This window comes from Pseudomonas sp. JAI115 (genome assembly GCF_014200835.1).
GTDB classification, from domain to species: domain Bacteria; phylum Pseudomonadota; class Gammaproteobacteria; order Pseudomonadales; family Pseudomonadaceae; genus Aquipseudomonas; species Aquipseudomonas putida_A.
Map to the genome: position 1 here is coordinate 169,551 of NZ_JACHCY010000004.1, position 16,124 is coordinate 185,674.

Annotated in this window: 17 protein-coding genes; 6 read left to right on the top strand and 11 right to left on the bottom strand. The window is 57.3% G+C overall.

The window, feature by feature from the left end:
* Positions 1 to 160: 160 nt before the first annotated feature.
* Genes HDC30_RS29460 through HDC30_RS11605 form a run of 3 tightly spaced genes read left to right on the top strand, consistent with a single transcriptional unit; the run spans position 161 to position 2,972 of the window.
* Complete coding sequence (locus tag HDC30_RS29460) at positions 161 to 616, top strand: DUF6932 family protein (protein ID WP_183783513.1); 456 nt, start codon at positions 161 to 163, stop codon at positions 614 to 616.
* Between the two features lie 17 nt (positions 617 to 633).
* Complete coding sequence (locus HDC30_RS11600) at positions 634 to 1,893, top strand: helix-turn-helix domain-containing protein (protein ID WP_183783035.1); 1,260 nt, start codon at positions 634 to 636, stop codon at positions 1,891 to 1,893.
* The gene (locus HDC30_RS11605) at positions 1,890 to 2,972 is read left to right on the top strand and encodes a beta family protein (protein WP_183783037.1); all 1,083 of its coding nucleotides are present in this window, start codon (positions 1,890 to 1,892) and stop codon (positions 2,970 to 2,972) included. Before HDC30_RS11600 ends, HDC30_RS11605 begins: the two co-directional genes overlap by 4 nt.
* Here the strand turns inward: HDC30_RS11605 and HDC30_RS11610 are convergent.
* The 6 genes from HDC30_RS11610 to dadA form a co-directional block, all read right to left on the bottom strand.
* The gene (locus tag HDC30_RS11610; RefSeq protein WP_183783039.1) at positions 2,929 to 3,516 is read right to left on the bottom strand and encodes a sce7726 family protein; all 588 of its coding nucleotides are present in this window, start codon (positions 3,514 to 3,516) and stop codon (positions 2,929 to 2,931) included. The two genes, HDC30_RS11605 and HDC30_RS11610, sit on opposite strands and share 44 nt — an antisense overlap.
* A gap of 234 nt (positions 3,517 to 3,750) precedes the next feature.
* Positions 3,751 to 4,167, bottom strand: a complete 417-nt coding sequence (locus HDC30_RS11615) for a cytochrome c5 family protein (RefSeq protein WP_041071964.1) — start codon at positions 4,165 to 4,167, stop codon at positions 3,751 to 3,753.
* Between the two features lie 182 nt (positions 4,168 to 4,349).
* Complete coding sequence (locus HDC30_RS11620; RefSeq protein ID WP_007920393.1) at positions 4,350 to 4,898, bottom strand: cupin domain-containing protein; 549 nt, start codon at positions 4,896 to 4,898, stop codon at positions 4,350 to 4,352.
* A gap of 88 nt (positions 4,899 to 4,986) precedes the next feature.
* Positions 4,987 to 6,060, bottom strand: a complete 1,074-nt coding sequence (gene alr, locus HDC30_RS11625) for an alanine racemase (RefSeq protein WP_103368156.1) — start codon at positions 6,058 to 6,060, stop codon at positions 4,987 to 4,989.
* Between the two features lie 94 nt (positions 6,061 to 6,154).
* On the bottom strand, positions 6,155 to 6,508 hold the full coding sequence (locus HDC30_RS11630) for a RidA family protein (RefSeq protein WP_103368155.1): 354 nt from the start codon (positions 6,506 to 6,508) through the stop codon (positions 6,155 to 6,157).
* Positions 6,480 to 7,784 carry a D-amino acid dehydrogenase gene (dadA, locus tag HDC30_RS11635; protein ID WP_007962383.1) on the bottom strand — a complete coding sequence of 435 codons (1,305 nt, stop codon included), beginning with the start codon at positions 7,782 to 7,784 and terminating at the stop codon, positions 6,480 to 6,482. Before dadA ends, HDC30_RS11630 begins: the two co-directional genes overlap by 29 nt.
* A 156-nt stretch (positions 7,785 to 7,940) precedes the next feature.
* Between dadA and HDC30_RS11640 the strand changes: the two genes are divergently transcribed.
* Complete coding sequence (locus HDC30_RS11640) at positions 7,941 to 8,429, top strand: Lrp/AsnC ligand binding domain-containing protein (protein ID WP_003177284.1); 489 nt, start codon at positions 7,941 to 7,943, stop codon at positions 8,427 to 8,429.
* Between the two features lie 142 nt (positions 8,430 to 8,571).
* On the opposite strand, the gene HDC30_RS11645 is transcribed toward HDC30_RS11640, so the two are convergent.
* Positions 8,572 to 8,925, bottom strand: coding sequence for a YkgJ family cysteine cluster protein (locus HDC30_RS11645; protein WP_027610425.1), 354 nt, complete (start codon positions 8,923 to 8,925; stop codon positions 8,572 to 8,574).
* A gap of 147 nt (positions 8,926 to 9,072) precedes the next feature.
* Here HDC30_RS11645 and HDC30_RS11650 point away from each other — a divergent pair, with 147 nt between their 5' ends.
* Positions 9,073 to 10,383 carry an FAD-binding oxidoreductase gene (locus HDC30_RS11650; protein ID WP_096796095.1) on the top strand — a complete coding sequence of 437 codons (1,311 nt, stop codon included), beginning with the start codon at positions 9,073 to 9,075 and terminating at the stop codon, positions 10,381 to 10,383.
* A 142-nt stretch (positions 10,384 to 10,525) separates the two neighbouring features.
* On the opposite strand, the gene HDC30_RS11655 is transcribed toward HDC30_RS11650, so the two are convergent.
* Positions 10,526 to 10,771: a DUF1127 domain-containing protein gene (locus HDC30_RS11655; RefSeq protein ID WP_096796094.1), complete on the bottom strand. Its 246-nt coding sequence runs from the start codon at positions 10,769 to 10,771 to the stop codon at positions 10,526 to 10,528.
* A 179-nt stretch (positions 10,772 to 10,950) separates the two neighbouring features.
* On the opposite strand from HDC30_RS11655, the gene HDC30_RS11660 reads away from it, so the two are divergent.
* Complete coding sequence (locus tag HDC30_RS11660; RefSeq protein ID WP_096796093.1) at positions 10,951 to 12,369, top strand: PLP-dependent aminotransferase family protein; 1,419 nt, start codon at positions 10,951 to 10,953, stop codon at positions 12,367 to 12,369.
* Here HDC30_RS11660 and HDC30_RS11665 read toward each other — a convergent pair whose 3' ends face one another.
* The 3 genes from HDC30_RS11665 to HDC30_RS11675 are packed head-to-tail and all read right to left on the bottom strand — an operon-like array spanning position 12,370 to position 16,039.
* The gene (locus tag HDC30_RS11665) at positions 12,370 to 12,900 is read right to left on the bottom strand and encodes a hypothetical protein (protein ID WP_096796092.1); all 531 of its coding nucleotides are present in this window, start codon (positions 12,898 to 12,900) and stop codon (positions 12,370 to 12,372) included.
* Entirely contained in the window at positions 12,897 to 15,326 is a 2,430-nt protein-coding gene (locus HDC30_RS11670; protein ID WP_096796091.1) for a fimbria/pilus outer membrane usher protein, read from the bottom strand. Before HDC30_RS11670 ends, HDC30_RS11665 begins: the two co-directional genes overlap by 4 nt.
* A complete protein-coding gene (locus HDC30_RS11675) occupies positions 15,326 to 16,039 on the bottom strand; it encodes a fimbria/pilus chaperone family protein (RefSeq protein ID WP_183783041.1) in 714 nt (237 codons plus the stop codon). Before HDC30_RS11675 ends, HDC30_RS11670 begins: the two co-directional genes overlap by 1 nt.
* Positions 16,040 to 16,124 lie beyond the last annotated feature (85 nt).

Sequence of the window (16,124 nt, forward strand, 5' to 3'; positions counted from 1 at the left end):
AATAGAAAAATATTTATAAAAATCAAAAGCTTGAAAATAGTCTTAAGAGATTTTTCTACGACTATTATCTTTTGTGGATCCAATCTTTGCTTGGGGTGGTTGACCATTCTCATGGCGAATAGCTATCGTAGGGCCAACGACACAACAATTTTGTTGCATGATGATCCCAACTCTAGTAAATCCTCATTCAAGCCCTTGGGCGGTCCTCCCGGCCGGAATCCATGCTGCATCACTCCGAGAAATCGAGGAGGTATTCACCTCGAATGCAAAGCGGAGGCGCCTTTTCGCCGGATTAAGACTGGCCTGCATTGCACTGCGAGATGCCGGATGTAAGACGCTGTATGTCGACGGGAGTTTTGTGACGGCCAAACCCATCCCCGGAGACTACGACATCTGCTGGGATCCTGCCGATGTAGATCCGAACCGCTTAGATCCTGTGTTCCTCGATTTCGAGGACAAAAGAAGGAATCAGAAGTTGAAGTATGGCGGTGAATTTTTTCCGTTCACATGGCAGGTCGAACCGGGAAAAACTTACTTCGAATATTTTCAGAACGATAGGTTTACAGGGCAGCCGAAAGGCATTCTATCCATCGATTTGACTTGCGAGCCCCTTTAATGAGGGAGAGCACGAGCATGATATACAACGAAAGACAATATGCATCCTCACAAAAGCAGCTTGAAAATTTATCCGCTGCCCTAGGAAGTTTTCAGCCATCTGGACTCGAATGGTTGGACTTCGCTCAAGCTAGAGCCATTGAGTCTCAGATCAGGGAAATTAGGTCGGAAATCCGAGAGTATGAGCTTATAAAGGAAGGAAAGGTTTCCTACTCTGAGTGCTCCGGACTTTCTGAGCTACCAAAGGCCCTGATAACTGCACGCATCGCTTCAGGCATGAATCAAAAAGACTTAGCTGACAAACTAAAGTTATCTGTTCAGCAGATTCAAAGGTATGAAGCTTCAAATTACATGACAGCCAGTCTCTCGAGACTTATAAGCATTGCAGAAATTTTAAATGTAAAAGTCAAAGAATCTTGGACTGGTGCAAAAGCAAATGATGCCAGTACCGTTTACAGCTGGAGCAACACTGAAAATATAGACTGGGAAATGTTCCCAGCTAAAGAAATGATCAAAAGAGGATGGATAGCCAACAGCACTGGAGCTGGAAAAACAGAATTAGTGAGATCTTACTTCTTAGGTAATGGAGGAAAAAACTCACCGGTTCTACATAGAAAAAAATTCCATGGCGAAAATAAGCCTAATGAATACTCTCTCTTGGCTTGGCAAGCGCGCGTTCTAGAAAAGGCTAGAGAAAAAATTGAATCTGGCCACATTAACGAATACGAGCACACTGATACATGGTTGAAAGATCTAGCAAGATTAACAACTAGAAATGATGCCCCCCGTGCAGCTCGGGATTTTTTGGCTAAAAAGGGCATTGTCTTAATTGTTGAACGTCACCTTCCTGGCACTTACTTAGATGGTGCTGCGATGACGCTCGAAACGGGCAATCCGGTAGTTGCCATGACGATACGACATGATCGGCTAGATAATTTCTGGTTCGTTCTTTTTCATGAACTTGCCCATGTATCACTTCACCTATTTGATTCATTACAAATGGATTTTTTCGACGAAGAAAGCAAAGACCAGGGAGATAATGTAGAAAAAGAAGCTGATGATTTTGCGTTAGAGTCCCTGATATGCAGCAAATCTTGGGACAGCTGCATTTCAAGATTTGCAATGACAAACGAATCAATATTACAAGATGCCAAACGGCTGGATATCCATCCTAGCATCATTGCTGGAAGGATAAGAAAAGAGAGCGGGAACTACAGCATCTTCTCGGATTTACTCGGCCAAGGAAAAGTTAGACCTTGCTTTGAGGAAGAAATATGAAATTTAACAAACAAAAATACGTCCCTGTATTGAAGTGGCGCCAAGGTGAATACCAAGCACTTTTCCTATTTAAGGATGAAATCAAAGATTGCGTTGTCCCGCTAATCGTCATCCCTCCTCGCGAGTATGATTTCGAGGAACAACGAATGAAAAAAACCATTCATGAGCACGTGGAAACTTTTCCCAAACGCCTCAAACAAAAATGGTCAACGCGATTGGCAATGGTCGACATCCATGAATCCCTAGAAAATGAAAAAATGGATGATGGAAGGCAGGTATCGGATTTTGTTCTTCAAGAAGCCGCAGCAATAAGCTGTAGGGTGATACCCGTTATCGGCTTAACAAAAAGTCCGGGGTATGTAGCTAGCGTACGAAGTTTTGTCTCTGCACAGGGTTGTGGCGTAGCGCTCAGGGTGAAGCTGTCAGAACTTAACTTGCCAAATATAGACAATGACATTTCAAAGCTTCTACGGTCTATTGAAGTATCTTGGAGCAGCGTCGATCTAATCATTGACCTTGGCGATCCAGGAAATTTCCAACCTTACCCAATATTTGCAAAAATAATCTCAGAAGCAACAGCAAAGATCAGTGGCTACAACCTTTCGAGATCAATTACCTTAGTAGGTACTTCTTTAAATCTTACCGTAGTAAAAAAACCTGGAGCAACTCAAATTCGACATGAATGGCCCCTTTACAAAGCATTCCGTATAGAGCTCGAGAAAACCAAGCTCACCCCAAATTTTGGAGATTATACAATCGAGTCTCCGGATTTCGCAGATAGTGTAGATATGCGCATGATGAAACCAGGAGGAAAAATAGTATATACGACAGCAGATTCTTGGCTTATTCCAAAAGGCGGATCTTTTAGAGATAATAACTCTCAAATGATTGGGCACTGCGCCGCAATCATTTCATCTGGACACTATATGACAAGAGCGTTTAGCTCTGGCGACGAACGAATCGAAGACACTGCTAAAAAAATTAATAATTGCGGAAATCTGACCACTTGGAAATTCGTCGGAGTGAACCATCACATCACATATATTGTACGCCAGCTCGCCAATCAGTACGCGACATGAATTTTTCTTTAATTAATTGCGTAAGGTGCTTAGTTGTCATCTTTTCCGGAAGAAGTCTGTAGAGCGTCTCACGGGATGATTTCAAGCTTTTCTCATCAATACCAAGCTGGGTCAGAATATCAACTATTTCCTTCCTCCAGAGAAAATGCGCCATAGCATGAATTTCAATCTGGGGGTTTTTTTTTGCTCGACGAATAGTTTTGAATGCGACTCCGCCTTTACTACCCTTTGTTGCAAGGATTACTCCGCACCAATCCGGCAGCATGACTAACAACTTATCTAGATGATTAGGCGCCGTAATGATAGAAACCTTTTCAAAACACCTAGAATACTCAGCCAGCTGTTCTGGCAAACGAGACAAAGTATCTTTTGAGCTCTTTATCTCATACCCATGTATTAGCCCATTGAGTACAGCGATATCGGCTCTAGCTTTTCCGTGCGCAATACCTAACTCATCTATAACAAGAGTATTTGGGCATTCATGATAATGGCGGAGTTTTTTTTGGTGGAAATGATGTCTAATCTCAAAATCACGACTTTCCATATTCCCTCCCTTATTACTACAGTTTTCACTGGCATGATCGGGTAATGGGTCCACCCCCATTTCCACAGCGCGCCATTTTACAGAAACTGAACCTTATCGCTAGGCAGTTTAGTCGATTGCTATGGAGTTTCTACCGAACGGCAGAGAGAAGATCTTCATTCAATCGATTTGGGCTCGGACATAGCGGGCACAAAAAAACCGTCCGAAGACGGTTTTTTTCGTCAGAAGCGCAGCTTATTTCAGGCCGGACATCTTCTGGATCGCGCCTTTCAACTCGTCGTCCGAGCAATCGGCGCAGGTGCCTTTTGGCGGCATGGAGTTGATGCCGGTGATGGCTTTGGCGAGGATGCCGTCAAGGCCGCCCTGGTGATCGGCGCGGTCTTTCCAGGCGGCGGTGTCACCGATTTTCGGTGCGCCCAGCAGACCCGTACCGTGACAAGCGTTGCAATGTTTTGCAATCACTTCATCCGGCGTCTTCGCCCCACCACCGCCGCCAGCGGAGGCAGCGACTTCCATCCCTTTGCATTCCTGCCCCTGAACGCACACCTGGCCGACCGGCTCGAGGCGCTTGGCAATGTCGTCATTCGTCGCAGCTTGAGCGCTGACAGCCCAGAGGGCCAGTACGGTTGCTGGTGCGGCCAGCATTTTCATAATTAGGTTCACGCGTTCACCCTCAATGGTGGCTATTCACGCCTGCGGCCACGGTTCGCAGGCGGGCGCAAGTATAGCGGGTAGCCCGCCACACTGAAACAACCCCATAGTCGAAGGGGTTATACCGCGCTGTGGAAAAACTCATCGGATGCCTTCACCGTCATGGCCTGGCACCTCTGTCTTTAAAAATTCGCCGGCGTGGCTGCGCTGATTAGTCGCGCGGGCGCGTCGAACGGATTACGGAAACGGTGCGGCTTGGTACTTTCAAAATAGTAGCTGTCGCCGGCTTCGAGAATAAAAGTTTCCAGACCCACCACCAGTTCCAGACGCCCTTCCACCAGAATCCCGGTTTCTTCGCCTTCATGGGTGAGCATTTCTTCGCCGGTATCGGCGCCGGGTGGGTAGATTTCGTTGAGGAATGCGATGGCCCGGCTCGGGTGCGCGCGGCCGACCAGTTTCATGGTCACCGCGCCGTCGGAGATGTCGATCAGCTCGTTGGCCTTGTAGACGATCTGGGTCGGGACTTCCTGCAGGATTTCTTCGGAAAAGAACTCGACCATGGACATGGGAATCCCGCCCAGTACCTTCCTCAGCGAACTGATCGAAGGGCTGACGCTGTTCTTTTCGATCATCGAAATGGTGCTGTTGGTGACGCCCGCGCGTTTGGCGAGTTCACGCTGGGAAAGCCCTTTGAGCTTGCGGATCGATTGCAGTCGTTCACCGACGTCCAAGGCGTGAGCCTCCTGATGTTGTAAGAATATTGAGCGTTATCATGGCGACAGCGTTCAGTATTTACAACACTTGGCCCCCGCAGCGGCGTCAACCCTCGGAATAGAGCCTTGGCACGCGACGCAGGTTGCAGAAGATCTGATACGGAATGGTGTCCGCCCACTGCGCCACTTCGCTGGCGAGGATGTTCTTGCCCCACAGCTCGACGGTCGAACCGAGGTCGGCTTCCGGCACATCAGTGAGGTCGATGCAGAGCATGTCCATCGATACGCGGCCAAGCAGGCGGCTGCGTTTGCCGGCCACCAGCACCGGCGTGCCGGTCGGGGCATGACGCGGGTAGCCATCGGCATAGCCCATGGCAACCACGCCGATGCGCATCGGCTTGTCGGTGATGAATTTGGCGCCGTAGCCGATCGGCTCGCCGGCGGGCAGTTCACGCACGCAGATGACTTTCGATTCGAGGGTCATCACTGGCTGCAGACGCTCGGCCACGGCGTTGGCTTCTTCGAACGGCGTGGCGCCGTAGAGCATGATGCCCGGGCGTACCCAGTCGCTGTGAATCTGCGGCCAACCAAGTACAGCCGGCGAGTTGCGCAGGCTGATTTCGGCGGCGAGGCCCTGACGCGCCGCTTCGAACACCGCGACCTGATCAGCACTGCTCTGCTCATGCAGTTCATCCGCACGAGCGAAGTGGCTCATCAGCACGATCTTCGCCACTTTGCCGCTGGCCAGCAGACGCTGATAGGCCGCCGCGTAATCCTTCGGATGCAGGCCGACGCGGTGCATGCCGGAATCGAGCTTGAGCCACACGGTGATCGGTTTGCTCAGTGCCGCCTGCTCGATCGCTTCGAGCTGCCACAGCGAGTGCACCACGGTCCAGAAATCATGCTCGACGATCAGCGCCAGCTCATCGGCTTCGAAGATGCCTTCGAGCAACAACACCGGGGCCTTGATGCCGGCCGCGCGCAGCTCCAGCGCTTCTTCGATGCAGGCAACGGCAAACCCGTCGGCCTCGGCTTCCAGCGCCTGGGCGCAACGCACCGCACCGTGACCGTAGGCATCAGCCTTGATCACAGCCAGCGCCTTGGCGCCGGTGACTTCGCGGGCAATTCGGTAGTTGTGGCGCAGGGCTTCTAGGTCAATCAGGGCACGGGCAGGACGCATGGCGGCAGACTTCTAGGCGGTCATGGAAATAAAAACCGGCGCCGACTGACGACGTGAACCGCCAACAGCACCGGGAGAGGGATCTTTGAATCGGTTACGGCAACGCGGCGACGATGGAGATCTCGACCAGGATGCTCGGCTTGGCCATCTTCGCTTCGACGGTGGCCCGGGCCGGCGCGGCGCCCTTGGGCAGCCACTGATCCCACACCGAGTTCATTCCGGCAAAGTGCGCCTCGATGTCATTCAGGTAGATCGTCGCCGACAGCAGATGCTGCTTGTCAGTCCCGGCCAGATCGAGCAGGCGCTCGATATTGGCGAGCACCTCACGAGTCTGCTGCTCAACCCCGGCGTTGAAGTTGTCGCCGACCTGCCCGGCCAGATACACGGTGCCGTTGTGGGTGACGATCTGACTCATGCGCTCATTGGTGAGCTGGCGCTGGATTGCCATGTTTTGCGGACTCCTGAGGCTTGTTGCCGTAACGGGAAATATCGAGGCCTTCGGCGCTGATCTGCGGCTTTTTCTTCGCCATCAGATCGGCCAGCAAACGACCGGAACCGCACGCCATGGTCCAACCCAGGGTGCCGTGACCGGTGTTGAGGAACAGGTTCTTGAACGGCGTGGCGCCCACGATCGGCGTGCCGTCCGGGGTGGTCGGACGCAGACCGGTCCAGAAGCTCGCCTCGGCCAGATTGCCGCCCTGAGGATAAAGGTCGTTGACGATCATCTCCAGAGTTTCGCGCCGACGCGGGTTCAGCGACAGGTCAAAACCGGCGATTTCCGCCATGCCGCCGACGCGGATGCGGTTATCGAAACGGGTGATCGCGACCTTGTAGGTCTCGTCGAGAATGGTCGAGGTCGGGGCCATGGCCGGGTTGGTGATCGGCACGGTCAGCGAGTAACCCTTGAGCGGATACACCGGCGCCTTGATGCCCAGCGGCTTGAGCAATTGCGGCGAGTAGCTGCCGAGGGCCAGCACGTAGCGGTCGGCGGTTTCCAGCTTGCCGTCGATCCATACACCGTTGATGCGGTCACCGGCGTAGTCGAGGCGCTGGATGTCCTGGCCGAAGCGGAACTCCACACCGAGTTTCACGGCCATTTCCGCCAGACGCGTGGTGAACATCTGGCAGTCGCCGGTCTGGTCGTTCGGCAGACGCAGAGCACCGGCGAGGATGTCGGTGACATTGGCCAGTGCCGGCTCGACACGGGCAATGCCGGCGCGGTCGAGGACTTCAAACGGTACGCCGGATTCTTTCAGCACGGCGATGTCTTTGGCGGCGCCATCGAGCTGCGCCTGAGTGCGGAACAGTTGGGTGGTACCGAGGCTGCGGCCTTCGTAGGCGATGCCGGTTTCGGCGCGCAGTTCATCGAGGCAGTCGCGACTGTACTCGGACAGACGCACCATGCGCTCCTTGTTCACCGCGTAACGGCTGGCGGTGCAGTTGCGCAGCATCTGCGCCATCCACAGGTACTGGTCGATGTCGGCAGTGGCTTTGATCGCCAAAGGCGCGTGGCGCTGCAGCAACCACTTGATGGCCTTGAGTGGTACACCCGGCGCGGCCCATGGCGAGGCATAACCCGGCGACACTTGGCCGGCGTTGGCGAAACTGGTCTCCATGGCCACGGCTGGCTGCCGGTCGACCACCACCACTTCAAACCCGGCACGGGCCAGATAGTAAGCACTGGCGGTACCGATGACGCCGCTACCCAAGACCATTACGCGCATTTTTGTATCCCTCATCGCGGCGGGGCCGCGTACGTCTGTTGTTAGAGCAATGATGCGCGCAGTGTAAAAAAGAATGGCCAGTGCATTTCACTATATAAGCGCCTATATTTGGCGACAATTCTCGGCAAAAACCCTTTTCACGGAGGCGCATCCCCTATGCGTACCAACACTCAGACCAAACGTGAGCTGGACAAGATCGACCGCAACATTTTGCGGATCCTGCAGGCGGACGGGCGCATATCGTTTACCGAACTCGGGGAGAAGGTTGGTCTGTCCACCACGCCGTGTACCGAGCGGGTGCGGCGACTGGAGCGCGAAGGGATCATCATGGGCTACAACGCCCGCCTGAATCCGCAGCACTTGAAGGGTAGCCTGCTGGTGTTCGTGGAGATCAGCCTCGACTACAAATCCGGCGACACCTTCGAAGAGTTCCGCCGCGCGGTGCTGAAACTGCCGCACGTGCTGGAATGCCATTTGGTGTCAGGGGATTTCGACTATCTGGTGAAGGCGCGGATTTCCGAGATGGCCTCGTACCGCAAGCTGCTCGGCGACATTCTGTTGAAGCTTCCTCATGTGCGTGAGTCCAAAAGCTATATCGTGATGGAAGAGGTGAAAGAGAGCCTGAGCCTTCCCATTCCAGACTGAGATTTGTGCTGCCTGATCCGGCCCAATCGCTGGCAAGCCAGCTCCCACAGGTTCAGTGATTGACACATATTCTGCGAACGACAACGATCACTGTGGGAGCTGGCTTGCCAGCGATTGGGTCGACTCAGTTCCAGCAATTGCGCTAAACCAGCACCTGCCGATTTGCCGCCATGTATTCGAAGATCTGCTTTTCAACCCGTGGATGAATCAACTCCACCGGCCCCCGCCCGTTCGGGCATGGCAGGGTTTTGGTGGTACCGAACAAGCGGCAAATCAGCGGCCGCTCGCCATACACCGTGCAACCATTCGGCCCCAGGTGTACACAGTTCAGTTCTTCCATCGCCGCATCCTGCTCGGCGCGGGTCTTGCGCGGCAGGCGTGACATTTCTTCCGGCGAGGTGGTCACCGGCCCGCAGCAGTCATGGCAGCCTGGCACGCACTCGAACGTGGGGATCTGCTGACGCAGGTCGCGAATGGTCTGGCGGTTGCAACTCATCGAAACGGTAATCCACATGAAATAGGCGGCAATTGTGCCGCAAAAGCCGAGATCCACACAGCAACGGCCGACCAGTGTTGCCCGTCTTCGGCCGTGCGGCTTATGCTCCGTCAAATTTTCTCGACACCCAGCCGTTGGATGATGCCCATGAATGCCCGCGCCCGAACCTTCGCGAGCCAACCCCACGTTGCCTCTTATTACGCCGCCAGCAGTCTGCCGCAGCCCGAGTATCCGGTGCTGCAAGGCGAGCTGAGCGCAGACGTGTGCGTGGTCGGCGGCGGCTTTTCCGGGTTGAACACCGCGCTGGAACTGGCCGAACGCGGCCTCAGTGTGGTGTTGCTGGAAGCGCACCGGATCGGCTGGGGCGCCAGCGGCCGCAACGGCGGGCAGTTGATTCGCGGGGTCGGCCACGGCCTCGACCAGTTCAGCAACGTCATCGGCGCTGATGGCGTGAGGCAGATGAAACTGATGGGCCTGGAAGCGGTGGAAATCGTACGCCAACGCGTCGAGCGCTTTCAGATCCGGTGCGACCTGACCTGGGGCTACTGCGACCTCGCCAACAAACCGGCCGATCTCGAAGGCTTTGCCGAAGATGCCGAAGAGCTGCGCAGCCTCGGCTATCGCTACGAAACCCGCCTGCTGCAAGCGGATGAAATGCACACCGTGGTCGGCTCCAAACGTTACGTCGGCGGCTTGATCGACATGGGTTCCGGGCATTTGCACCCACTGAACCTGGCGCTTGGCGAAGCCGCTGCCGCACAGCAATTGGGCGTGCAACTGTTCGAGCAATCGGCGGTGACGCGTATCGATTACGGCTCCGAGGTTCGCGTCCACACCGCTCAAGGTTCAGTGCGGGCGAAAACGCTGGTGCTGGGCTGCAACGCTTACCTCAACGACCTCAATCCGCAACTCAGCGGCAAAGTACTGCCCGCCGGCAGTTACATCATTGCGACCGAACCGCTGTCCGAAGAACTGTCGCACAGCCTGCTGCCGCAAAACATGGCGGTCTGTGACCAGCGGGTGGCGCTGGATTACTACCGGCTCTCGGCGGATCGGCGTCTGCTGTTCGGCGGTGCCTGCCACTATTCCGGGCGCGACCCGAAGGACATCGGCGCCTACATGCAGCCGAAGATGCTCGAAGTGTTTCCGCAACTGGCGGGCGTGAAGATCGACTATCAATGGGGCGGCATGATCGGCATCGGCGCCAACCGTCTGCCACAGATCGGCAGGCTCAATGATCAACCGAACGTGTATTACGCCCAGGCCTATTCCGGGCACGGAGTGAATGCCACGCACCTGGCGGGCAAGCTGCTCGCCGAGGCGATCAGCGGGCAGCACAGCGGTGGCTTTGATCTGTTTGCCAAGGTGCCGCACATCACCTTCCCCGGCGGCAAGCATTTGCGCTCGCCGTTGCTGGCGTTGGGGATGTTGTGGCATCGGATTAAAGAGTTGGTCTGATGTTTTTGCTGCGTCCTTGAAGCCGCCATCGCTGGCAAGCCAGCTCCCACAGGTTTTTGCGGCGAATACAAATATTTGTGAACACCAAAATACTGTGGGAGCTGGCTTGCCAGCGATGAGGCCCGCAAGAACAATTCAGATCTCAGATCCGCCAGAACGGCTTCAACCCCTCTTCATTTGCCTGCTCCCGGGTCAACCCGACGTCCTTGAGCTGCTCCGGCGTCAGATTCAACAGCGCCTTGCGCGTGTGCAGACGATGCCAGAACAGGCCCCAGCGACTCAGGCCGGACGGCGCGTTGCGCATGGCGCAATTCCATGCACTGTCCTCCTGCCCTGCCGCCAGTTCCTGACTGTGTAACGTCAGCCGCACATCGCTCAAGCCGTTCATTTTTGCCGCTCCTGTTTACTTGGGTAGCCAGAGATTCCATGATGCGCGGGTCGGCAAAAGCATTACAGATTCAACACACCTGTATTAATTCCATACAGATTTGCCATTCCTGAGACTGAATTACCGATTTTTGCTGCATCTGTACTGGTTTAACGAATCACCTGCATCGAGGCAGTGCCATGACCCTGTATGTGAACCTCGCCGAACTGCTCGGCACCCGCATCGAACAAGGCTTCTACCGTCCTGGCGATCGCCTGCCTTCGGTGCGCGCCTTGAGCGTAGAACACGGGGTCAGCCTCAGCACGGTGCAGCAGGCCTATCGCATGCTTGAGGACAGCGGTCTGGCAACGCCGAAACCCAAGTCCGGCTACTTCGTGCCGGTGGGTCGCGAGCTGCCGGAACTGCCCGCAGTCGGGCGGCCGGCGCAGCGGCCGGTGGAGATTTCGCAGTGGGATCAGGTGCTGGAGCTGATTCGCGCGGTGCCGCGCAAGGACGTGGTGCAGCTGGGTCGCGGCATGCCCGACGTGACCACGCCAACGATGAAACCGCTGTTGCGCGGACTGGCGCGGATCAGCCGACGCCAGGACATGCCCGGTCTGTATTACGACAACATCCACGGCACCCTCGAACTGCGCGAACAGATCGCCCGGCTGATGCTCGATTCCGGCTGCCAGTTGAGCGCCAGCGACCTGGTGATCACTACCGGTTGCCATGAAGCGCTGTCCACCAGCATCCACGCGATCTGCGAGCCGGGCGACATCGTCGCGGTGGATTCGCCAAGCTTTCACGGCGCTATGCAGACGCTCAAAGGGCTGGGCATGAAAGCTCTGGAGATCCCCACCGATCCGCTGACCGGCATCAGCCTCGAAGCGCTGGAACTGGCGCTGGAGCAATGGCCGATCAAGGTCATCCAGATCACCCCCAACTGCAACAACCCGCTGGGCTACATCATGCCGGAGTCGCGCAAGCGCGCCCTGCTCAACCTGGCACAGCGTTTCGACGTGGCGATCATCGAGGACGACGTGTATGGCGAACTGGCCTACACCTACCCGCGTCCGCGCACGATCAAGTCCTTCGACGAAGATGGTCGAGTGCTGCTGTGCAGCTCGTTTTCCAAGACCTTGGCCCCAGGCCTGCGCATCGGCTGGGTCGCGCCGGGTCGTTATCTGGAACGGGTGCTGCACATGAAATACATCAGCACCGGTTCCACCGCACCGCAGCCGCAGATCGCCATCGCCGAATTTCTCAAGGGTGGCTACTTCGAACCGCACTTGCGGAGGATGCGCACGCAATATCAGCGCAATCGCGACGTGATGATCGATTGGGTGACGCGCTATTTCCCGGCCGGTACTCGCGCCAGTCGTCCGCAAGGCAGCTTTATGTTGTGGGTCGAATTGCCGGAAGGTTTCGATACGCTGAAACTTAACCGCGCGCTGCACGATCAGGGCGTACAGATTGCCGTCGGCAGCATCTTTTCCGCCTCGGGCAAATACCGCAATTGTCTGCGGATGAATTACGCGGCGAAACCGACACCGCAGATCGAAGAAGCGGTGCGCAAGGTTGGCGCGGCGGCGATCAAACTGCTGGCCGAAGCCTGATCATTCCAGCTGAAACGTACCGAATCCCTCAAATCGTTGAAGGTCGGCGACACGACTTGAGGCATCACTGACGCGCGCTTCGATTTCCAGCTCCACCTCCAGATGGCGTCCGGCGGCGATACTGCCTGCGCGCCATGCGGTGATGCGATCGCCAGGCTGCAACAGGCCCGCCTCGCCATCATCGCGCTGCCATTGCACCGGCGCGCCATCCAGACGCGCTGCCACAATGCGTATCTGCAACCGTCCCGGTGCCCAGCGGTAATGCAGCGCATCGCTGCTCGGAGCAGCAAAGTTCCACCTGATGGCGCGCGCAGCCGGACATTGAATCCGTAGATGAACCGTGCGCACACCAAAACTGCCGTCATTGCCCAATGGCCGGGCGAGCAGCTCCGCCCGCGTCGAAACGCCGTAGTCCACAGTGCTCGGTGAGAGCGTCATCTGACAGGCCTCGCTGGCCATGACCGAGGTCGATGCCAACGATGCCAGCGTGATCAGGACAATCCATCGATGCATGCGCAATAACTCGGTCATGTAAGGTTCAAAGGCTGACAGAGCGCGTCGACGGGCTCGATCAATGCTTGCTCGTCCGGCGCTTCAGCCAGATTGAATTGCAGGTCGCAGTGCGCGCTATCCGACAGTTGCACCCGCAGCGACTGACCGGGTTTGATGTCCGGTAGAAAGATCGCCCCGGCCTCAAGCACCGTGGTCACGTATTCGCCTTGCCCGTTCTGTACGGCGAGGCCACTGGGCAGCCATTGCCGGTCAAGCGTCCTGGCCTTCAACAGCACACGCCGCACGCGGGTGATGGAAAAATCCATATGCTGAACCGAGCCACGCCCGGCCTCGACCTCCTGATAACCGTCGAGCACCTCGACGTTGCGCGGCAAACTCAACGAATCGACTTCCAGCCGGGCTGTGGAATAGGCCGGCAAACTCGCCGCCACCGCCCGGCCCAATCCATCCGTCCACACCGGGCCTTGCGGCGTGTACAGCTTCAGACCCGCACGGTCGCCAGCCTTGAGCACGGCAAAGGTCTCGCGCAGTGGATACGGCGACAGCGTCACACCGTCGCGATGCAACGCCATGCCGCCGCGCAGCCCCAGGTCGAATTCGCTTGCCCCGGCTCGCTGGTTCAGGCCCAGATCCAGACTGGTGTAATGCGCCAGTGCGTTGACCCGCAAACCCAGCGATGGCGCCGCGGCTTCACGCTGTTCGGCACTGGCGCTATAGGCCAGGGTTTCACTGAGCACTTCGCTCATCGACACGCCACGGCGCACCCCTGATCGCGGATCGCTGCGCAGGTAGCTGCGAGCCCTGCGCTGATCGCCCAATGGCATCCCGGCCGTCAGATAGACCGAGGTGCCCCGCTGCCTCGCGTCGGCATCGCCGATCCCCCGCTCCAGACTCAACGACAGGCTGATGCGCGCGGGCAGTGTCTGCGACCAGGACAATCCCAGGCGCATGTTGGGTGGCTCGTCCTCGCTGGTGTAGCGCGACCAGGTCATGCCGAATGCCCCCCAGCGCTCGACAGTACCGTTGAGCGAAAATGTCCAGTGATCGCGCCCGGGGGCGTCGGCCCGTCCCTGCTGCTGGCTCCAGCCGGTGTCCGACAGGCTGCGAAAGCCCTTGCCACGGTGCACCGCAACCACACTGGTGGACAGATTCGGCGACAACACAGCACTGACGGTCATTTGCACTTCATGACCTGCAATGCCTGTGTCTCGATCGCTGGACAGCACCTGGCGCACACCGGTGCTCAGATTGCCCGGCCATTGACGCTGCAGCCCCCAGCCTGCCGACAGATAATCCGACCCACCGAGGAACCCGCCGCTCACGCGCAACGCTCGCGACAGACTCCACTCCCGGCCAAGGGTGGCAAACGACGGCGCCTGACGACCATCCGAGCCCTGGCGGCGCACCGTGCCAAGCGCCAGGTTGAAGCCGTCGGCGCGATCGAATTGTGGATCCTGCAGGCTGGCTGCCGGGACGCGAAAGCGCCGCACTCGCCCTTCCTGCTCGTGCACGCTGACCTCGAGGTCGAGCCGGTTGCTCAACAACGGCAGCGCGCGCAAGGTGAAGGGGCCGCCGGGAACCAGCGTGGTGTAGATCAGCACGCCGTTCTGCCGGACTTCGATTCGTGATGGCGACCAGGCAATGCCCTCGACCTCGCCACGTGCACCCTCCTGTGCCGCGCGCATTTGCGCGAACGCACCTTCCGGCAGAACCTGCACACCGTTGAACGATTCGCCGGCGAACAATGGCGACTGCAAGTTCAACTGGCCGATCTGCACGTTGGCTTCGTAAGCTTCCAGAGTGCGCGTGCCATAGGCATACAGATGCTCGAAACGCGTGCTGTCGGGCAACTGCGTATAGGACTGGCGACTGCGCAAGACCCAGTTGCCGGCATTCAGGCCGAACTCCGAACCCAGTCTGCGAAAGTCACTACGTTGCCCCTCGTGCTGGCTGCCCATGACCAATACATCGTAATTGAACACGCCGCCCACTCCGCCATTGGCGAAGCTGCGTGGCTGGAATTGCGGCAACGCCAACAGGTCCGTCGGCAGCAGCAGGTCGATCTGTTCCTTACCGGGATGCAATGCAACGGTTGCCGCTGGCAGACCTTCACCCAGCGTCAGGCACTGCTGCGGTTGCGCGCGGGTCAAAGCCGCTTGCGAGCGCACGCCAGCAGCCTTGAGCAAGGCCGGTTGCAGGCACGGCTCGCCCTGTTCATTGAATGCCACGAACACCCGCCCCCGTGGCTGTCCATTGACCTCAAGCGCGACCAGCCATGTGCCTTGGGAGAAACGCGGTGCCTGGCGAAAGTACTCAGCCAATGCGGGGTCGAGCCCGCGCTCGCGAAGCACCTGCGCATCGAATTCCACCCCTTCACTGGCCATCGTCATGCCGATCGCATTCGCCATCAGCAGTGCCAGTCCCTGACGGGCACACGTGCGCATCAGTGCGTAACCGGGGCATCAAAGTGATCGACCGCAAAGCCATATGTGGTCGCCGGAAAGATCCGCACTGCCATGGTTCGCACTGTCACGTTCAACGGCAACTCGACAGACAGGCGCTCCCCCGGCAGGATCCAGGTACGCGGCAGATCCACCGCCTGCGTGCCCGGCAGCGGAACAATCGCTTTGGCCAGGCGCACCACGTAAGGACTGGGATTACTGACCAGCAAACCTTCAGCCGTGGCTGACCAGCTCAGGCGTTTCCATGGCTCGCGCTCCACCGGCAGGCCGGCGGGGCGCAGGATCACCGGCAGGTTTTGCCGAACCCCCAGATTGACCCGGGCGCCGTCAACACCTGCGACAGGATTGATCCCCTCAAAAATCACCCGTTTCAGATGCTCGGTCTGCAATGGTTCGGTGCTCTGCAACATGAACCGTACCTGCTGCACCGCACCAGGCTCGACACGGGCAATCGGCGGACTGAACAGCAACAGCTGTTGATCGTGCGGCTCGATATTTTCGACCGTGGTGTGCAGCAGGGCCGGACGCGTTTCGGTGTTTCGCACATTCATCGTCGCTTCACCGACACCCTCATCCACCACCAGCACAGGGGTTTGCGGCACCATTCCGGCAGCGTGAACCCCGGGCATCAAAATCAAGACGAGCAGGCACAGTGGCAACGCCCGCAAGCCTGGGCGGCACATTGAAATCGGCATCGGTATTGCTCCGCAGGGGGCAGCGCACCCGGCAAAGGGCGCGCTGAATGAACCTGAAAGAACCCGGTAATGGCCGGGTTCTGAC

Bases quoted from the DNA above. Each gene is read 5' to 3' on its own strand.
- dadA (WP_007962383.1), bottom strand. From the start codon at position 7,784: ATGCGCGTAATGGTCTTGGGTAGCGGCGTCATCGGTACCGCCAGTGCT.
- HDC30_RS11670 (WP_096796091.1), bottom strand. From the start codon at position 15,326: ATGCGCACGTGTGCCCGTCAGGGACTGGCACTGCTGATGGCGAATGCG.
- HDC30_RS11640 (WP_003177284.1), top strand. From the start codon at position 7,941: ATGCGTACCAACACTCAGACCAAACGTGAGCTGGACAAGATCGACCGC.
- HDC30_RS11610 (WP_183783039.1), bottom strand. From the start codon at position 3,516: ATGGAAAGTCGTGATTTTGAGATTAGACATCATTTCCACCAAAAAAAA.
- alr (WP_103368156.1), bottom strand. From the start codon at position 6,060: ATGCGTCCTGCCCGTGCCCTGATTGACCTAGAAGCCCTGCGCCACAAC.
- HDC30_RS11645 (WP_027610425.1), bottom strand. From the start codon at position 8,925: ATGAGTTGCAACCGCCAGACCATTCGCGACCTGCGTCAGCAGATCCCC.
- HDC30_RS29460 (WP_183783513.1), top strand. From the start codon at position 161: ATGATCCCAACTCTAGTAAATCCTCATTCAAGCCCTTGGGCGGTCCTC.
- HDC30_RS11615 (WP_041071964.1), bottom strand. From the start codon at position 4,167: ATGAAAATGCTGGCCGCACCAGCAACCGTACTGGCCCTCTGGGCTGTC.
- HDC30_RS11655 (WP_096796094.1), bottom strand. From the start codon at position 10,771: ATGAACGGCTTGAGCGATGTGCGGCTGACGTTACACAGTCAGGAACTG.
- HDC30_RS11605 (WP_183783037.1), top strand. From the start codon at position 1,890: ATGAAATTTAACAAACAAAAATACGTCCCTGTATTGAAGTGGCGCCAA.
- HDC30_RS11650 (WP_096796095.1), top strand. From the start codon at position 9,073: ATGAATGCCCGCGCCCGAACCTTCGCGAGCCAACCCCACGTTGCCTCT.
- HDC30_RS11660 (WP_096796093.1), top strand. From the start codon at position 10,951: ATGACCCTGTATGTGAACCTCGCCGAACTGCTCGGCACCCGCATCGAA.
- HDC30_RS11630 (WP_103368155.1), bottom strand. From the start codon at position 6,508: ATGGCAATCCAGCGCCAGCTCACCAATGAGCGCATGAGTCAGATCGTC.
- HDC30_RS11675 (WP_183783041.1), bottom strand. From the start codon at position 16,039: ATGCCGATTTCAATGTGCCGCCCAGGCTTGCGGGCGTTGCCACTGTGC.
- HDC30_RS11600 (WP_183783035.1), top strand. From the start codon at position 634: ATGATATACAACGAAAGACAATATGCATCCTCACAAAAGCAGCTTGAA.
- HDC30_RS11665 (WP_096796092.1), bottom strand. From the start codon at position 12,900: ATGACCGAGTTATTGCGCATGCATCGATGGATTGTCCTGATCACGCTG.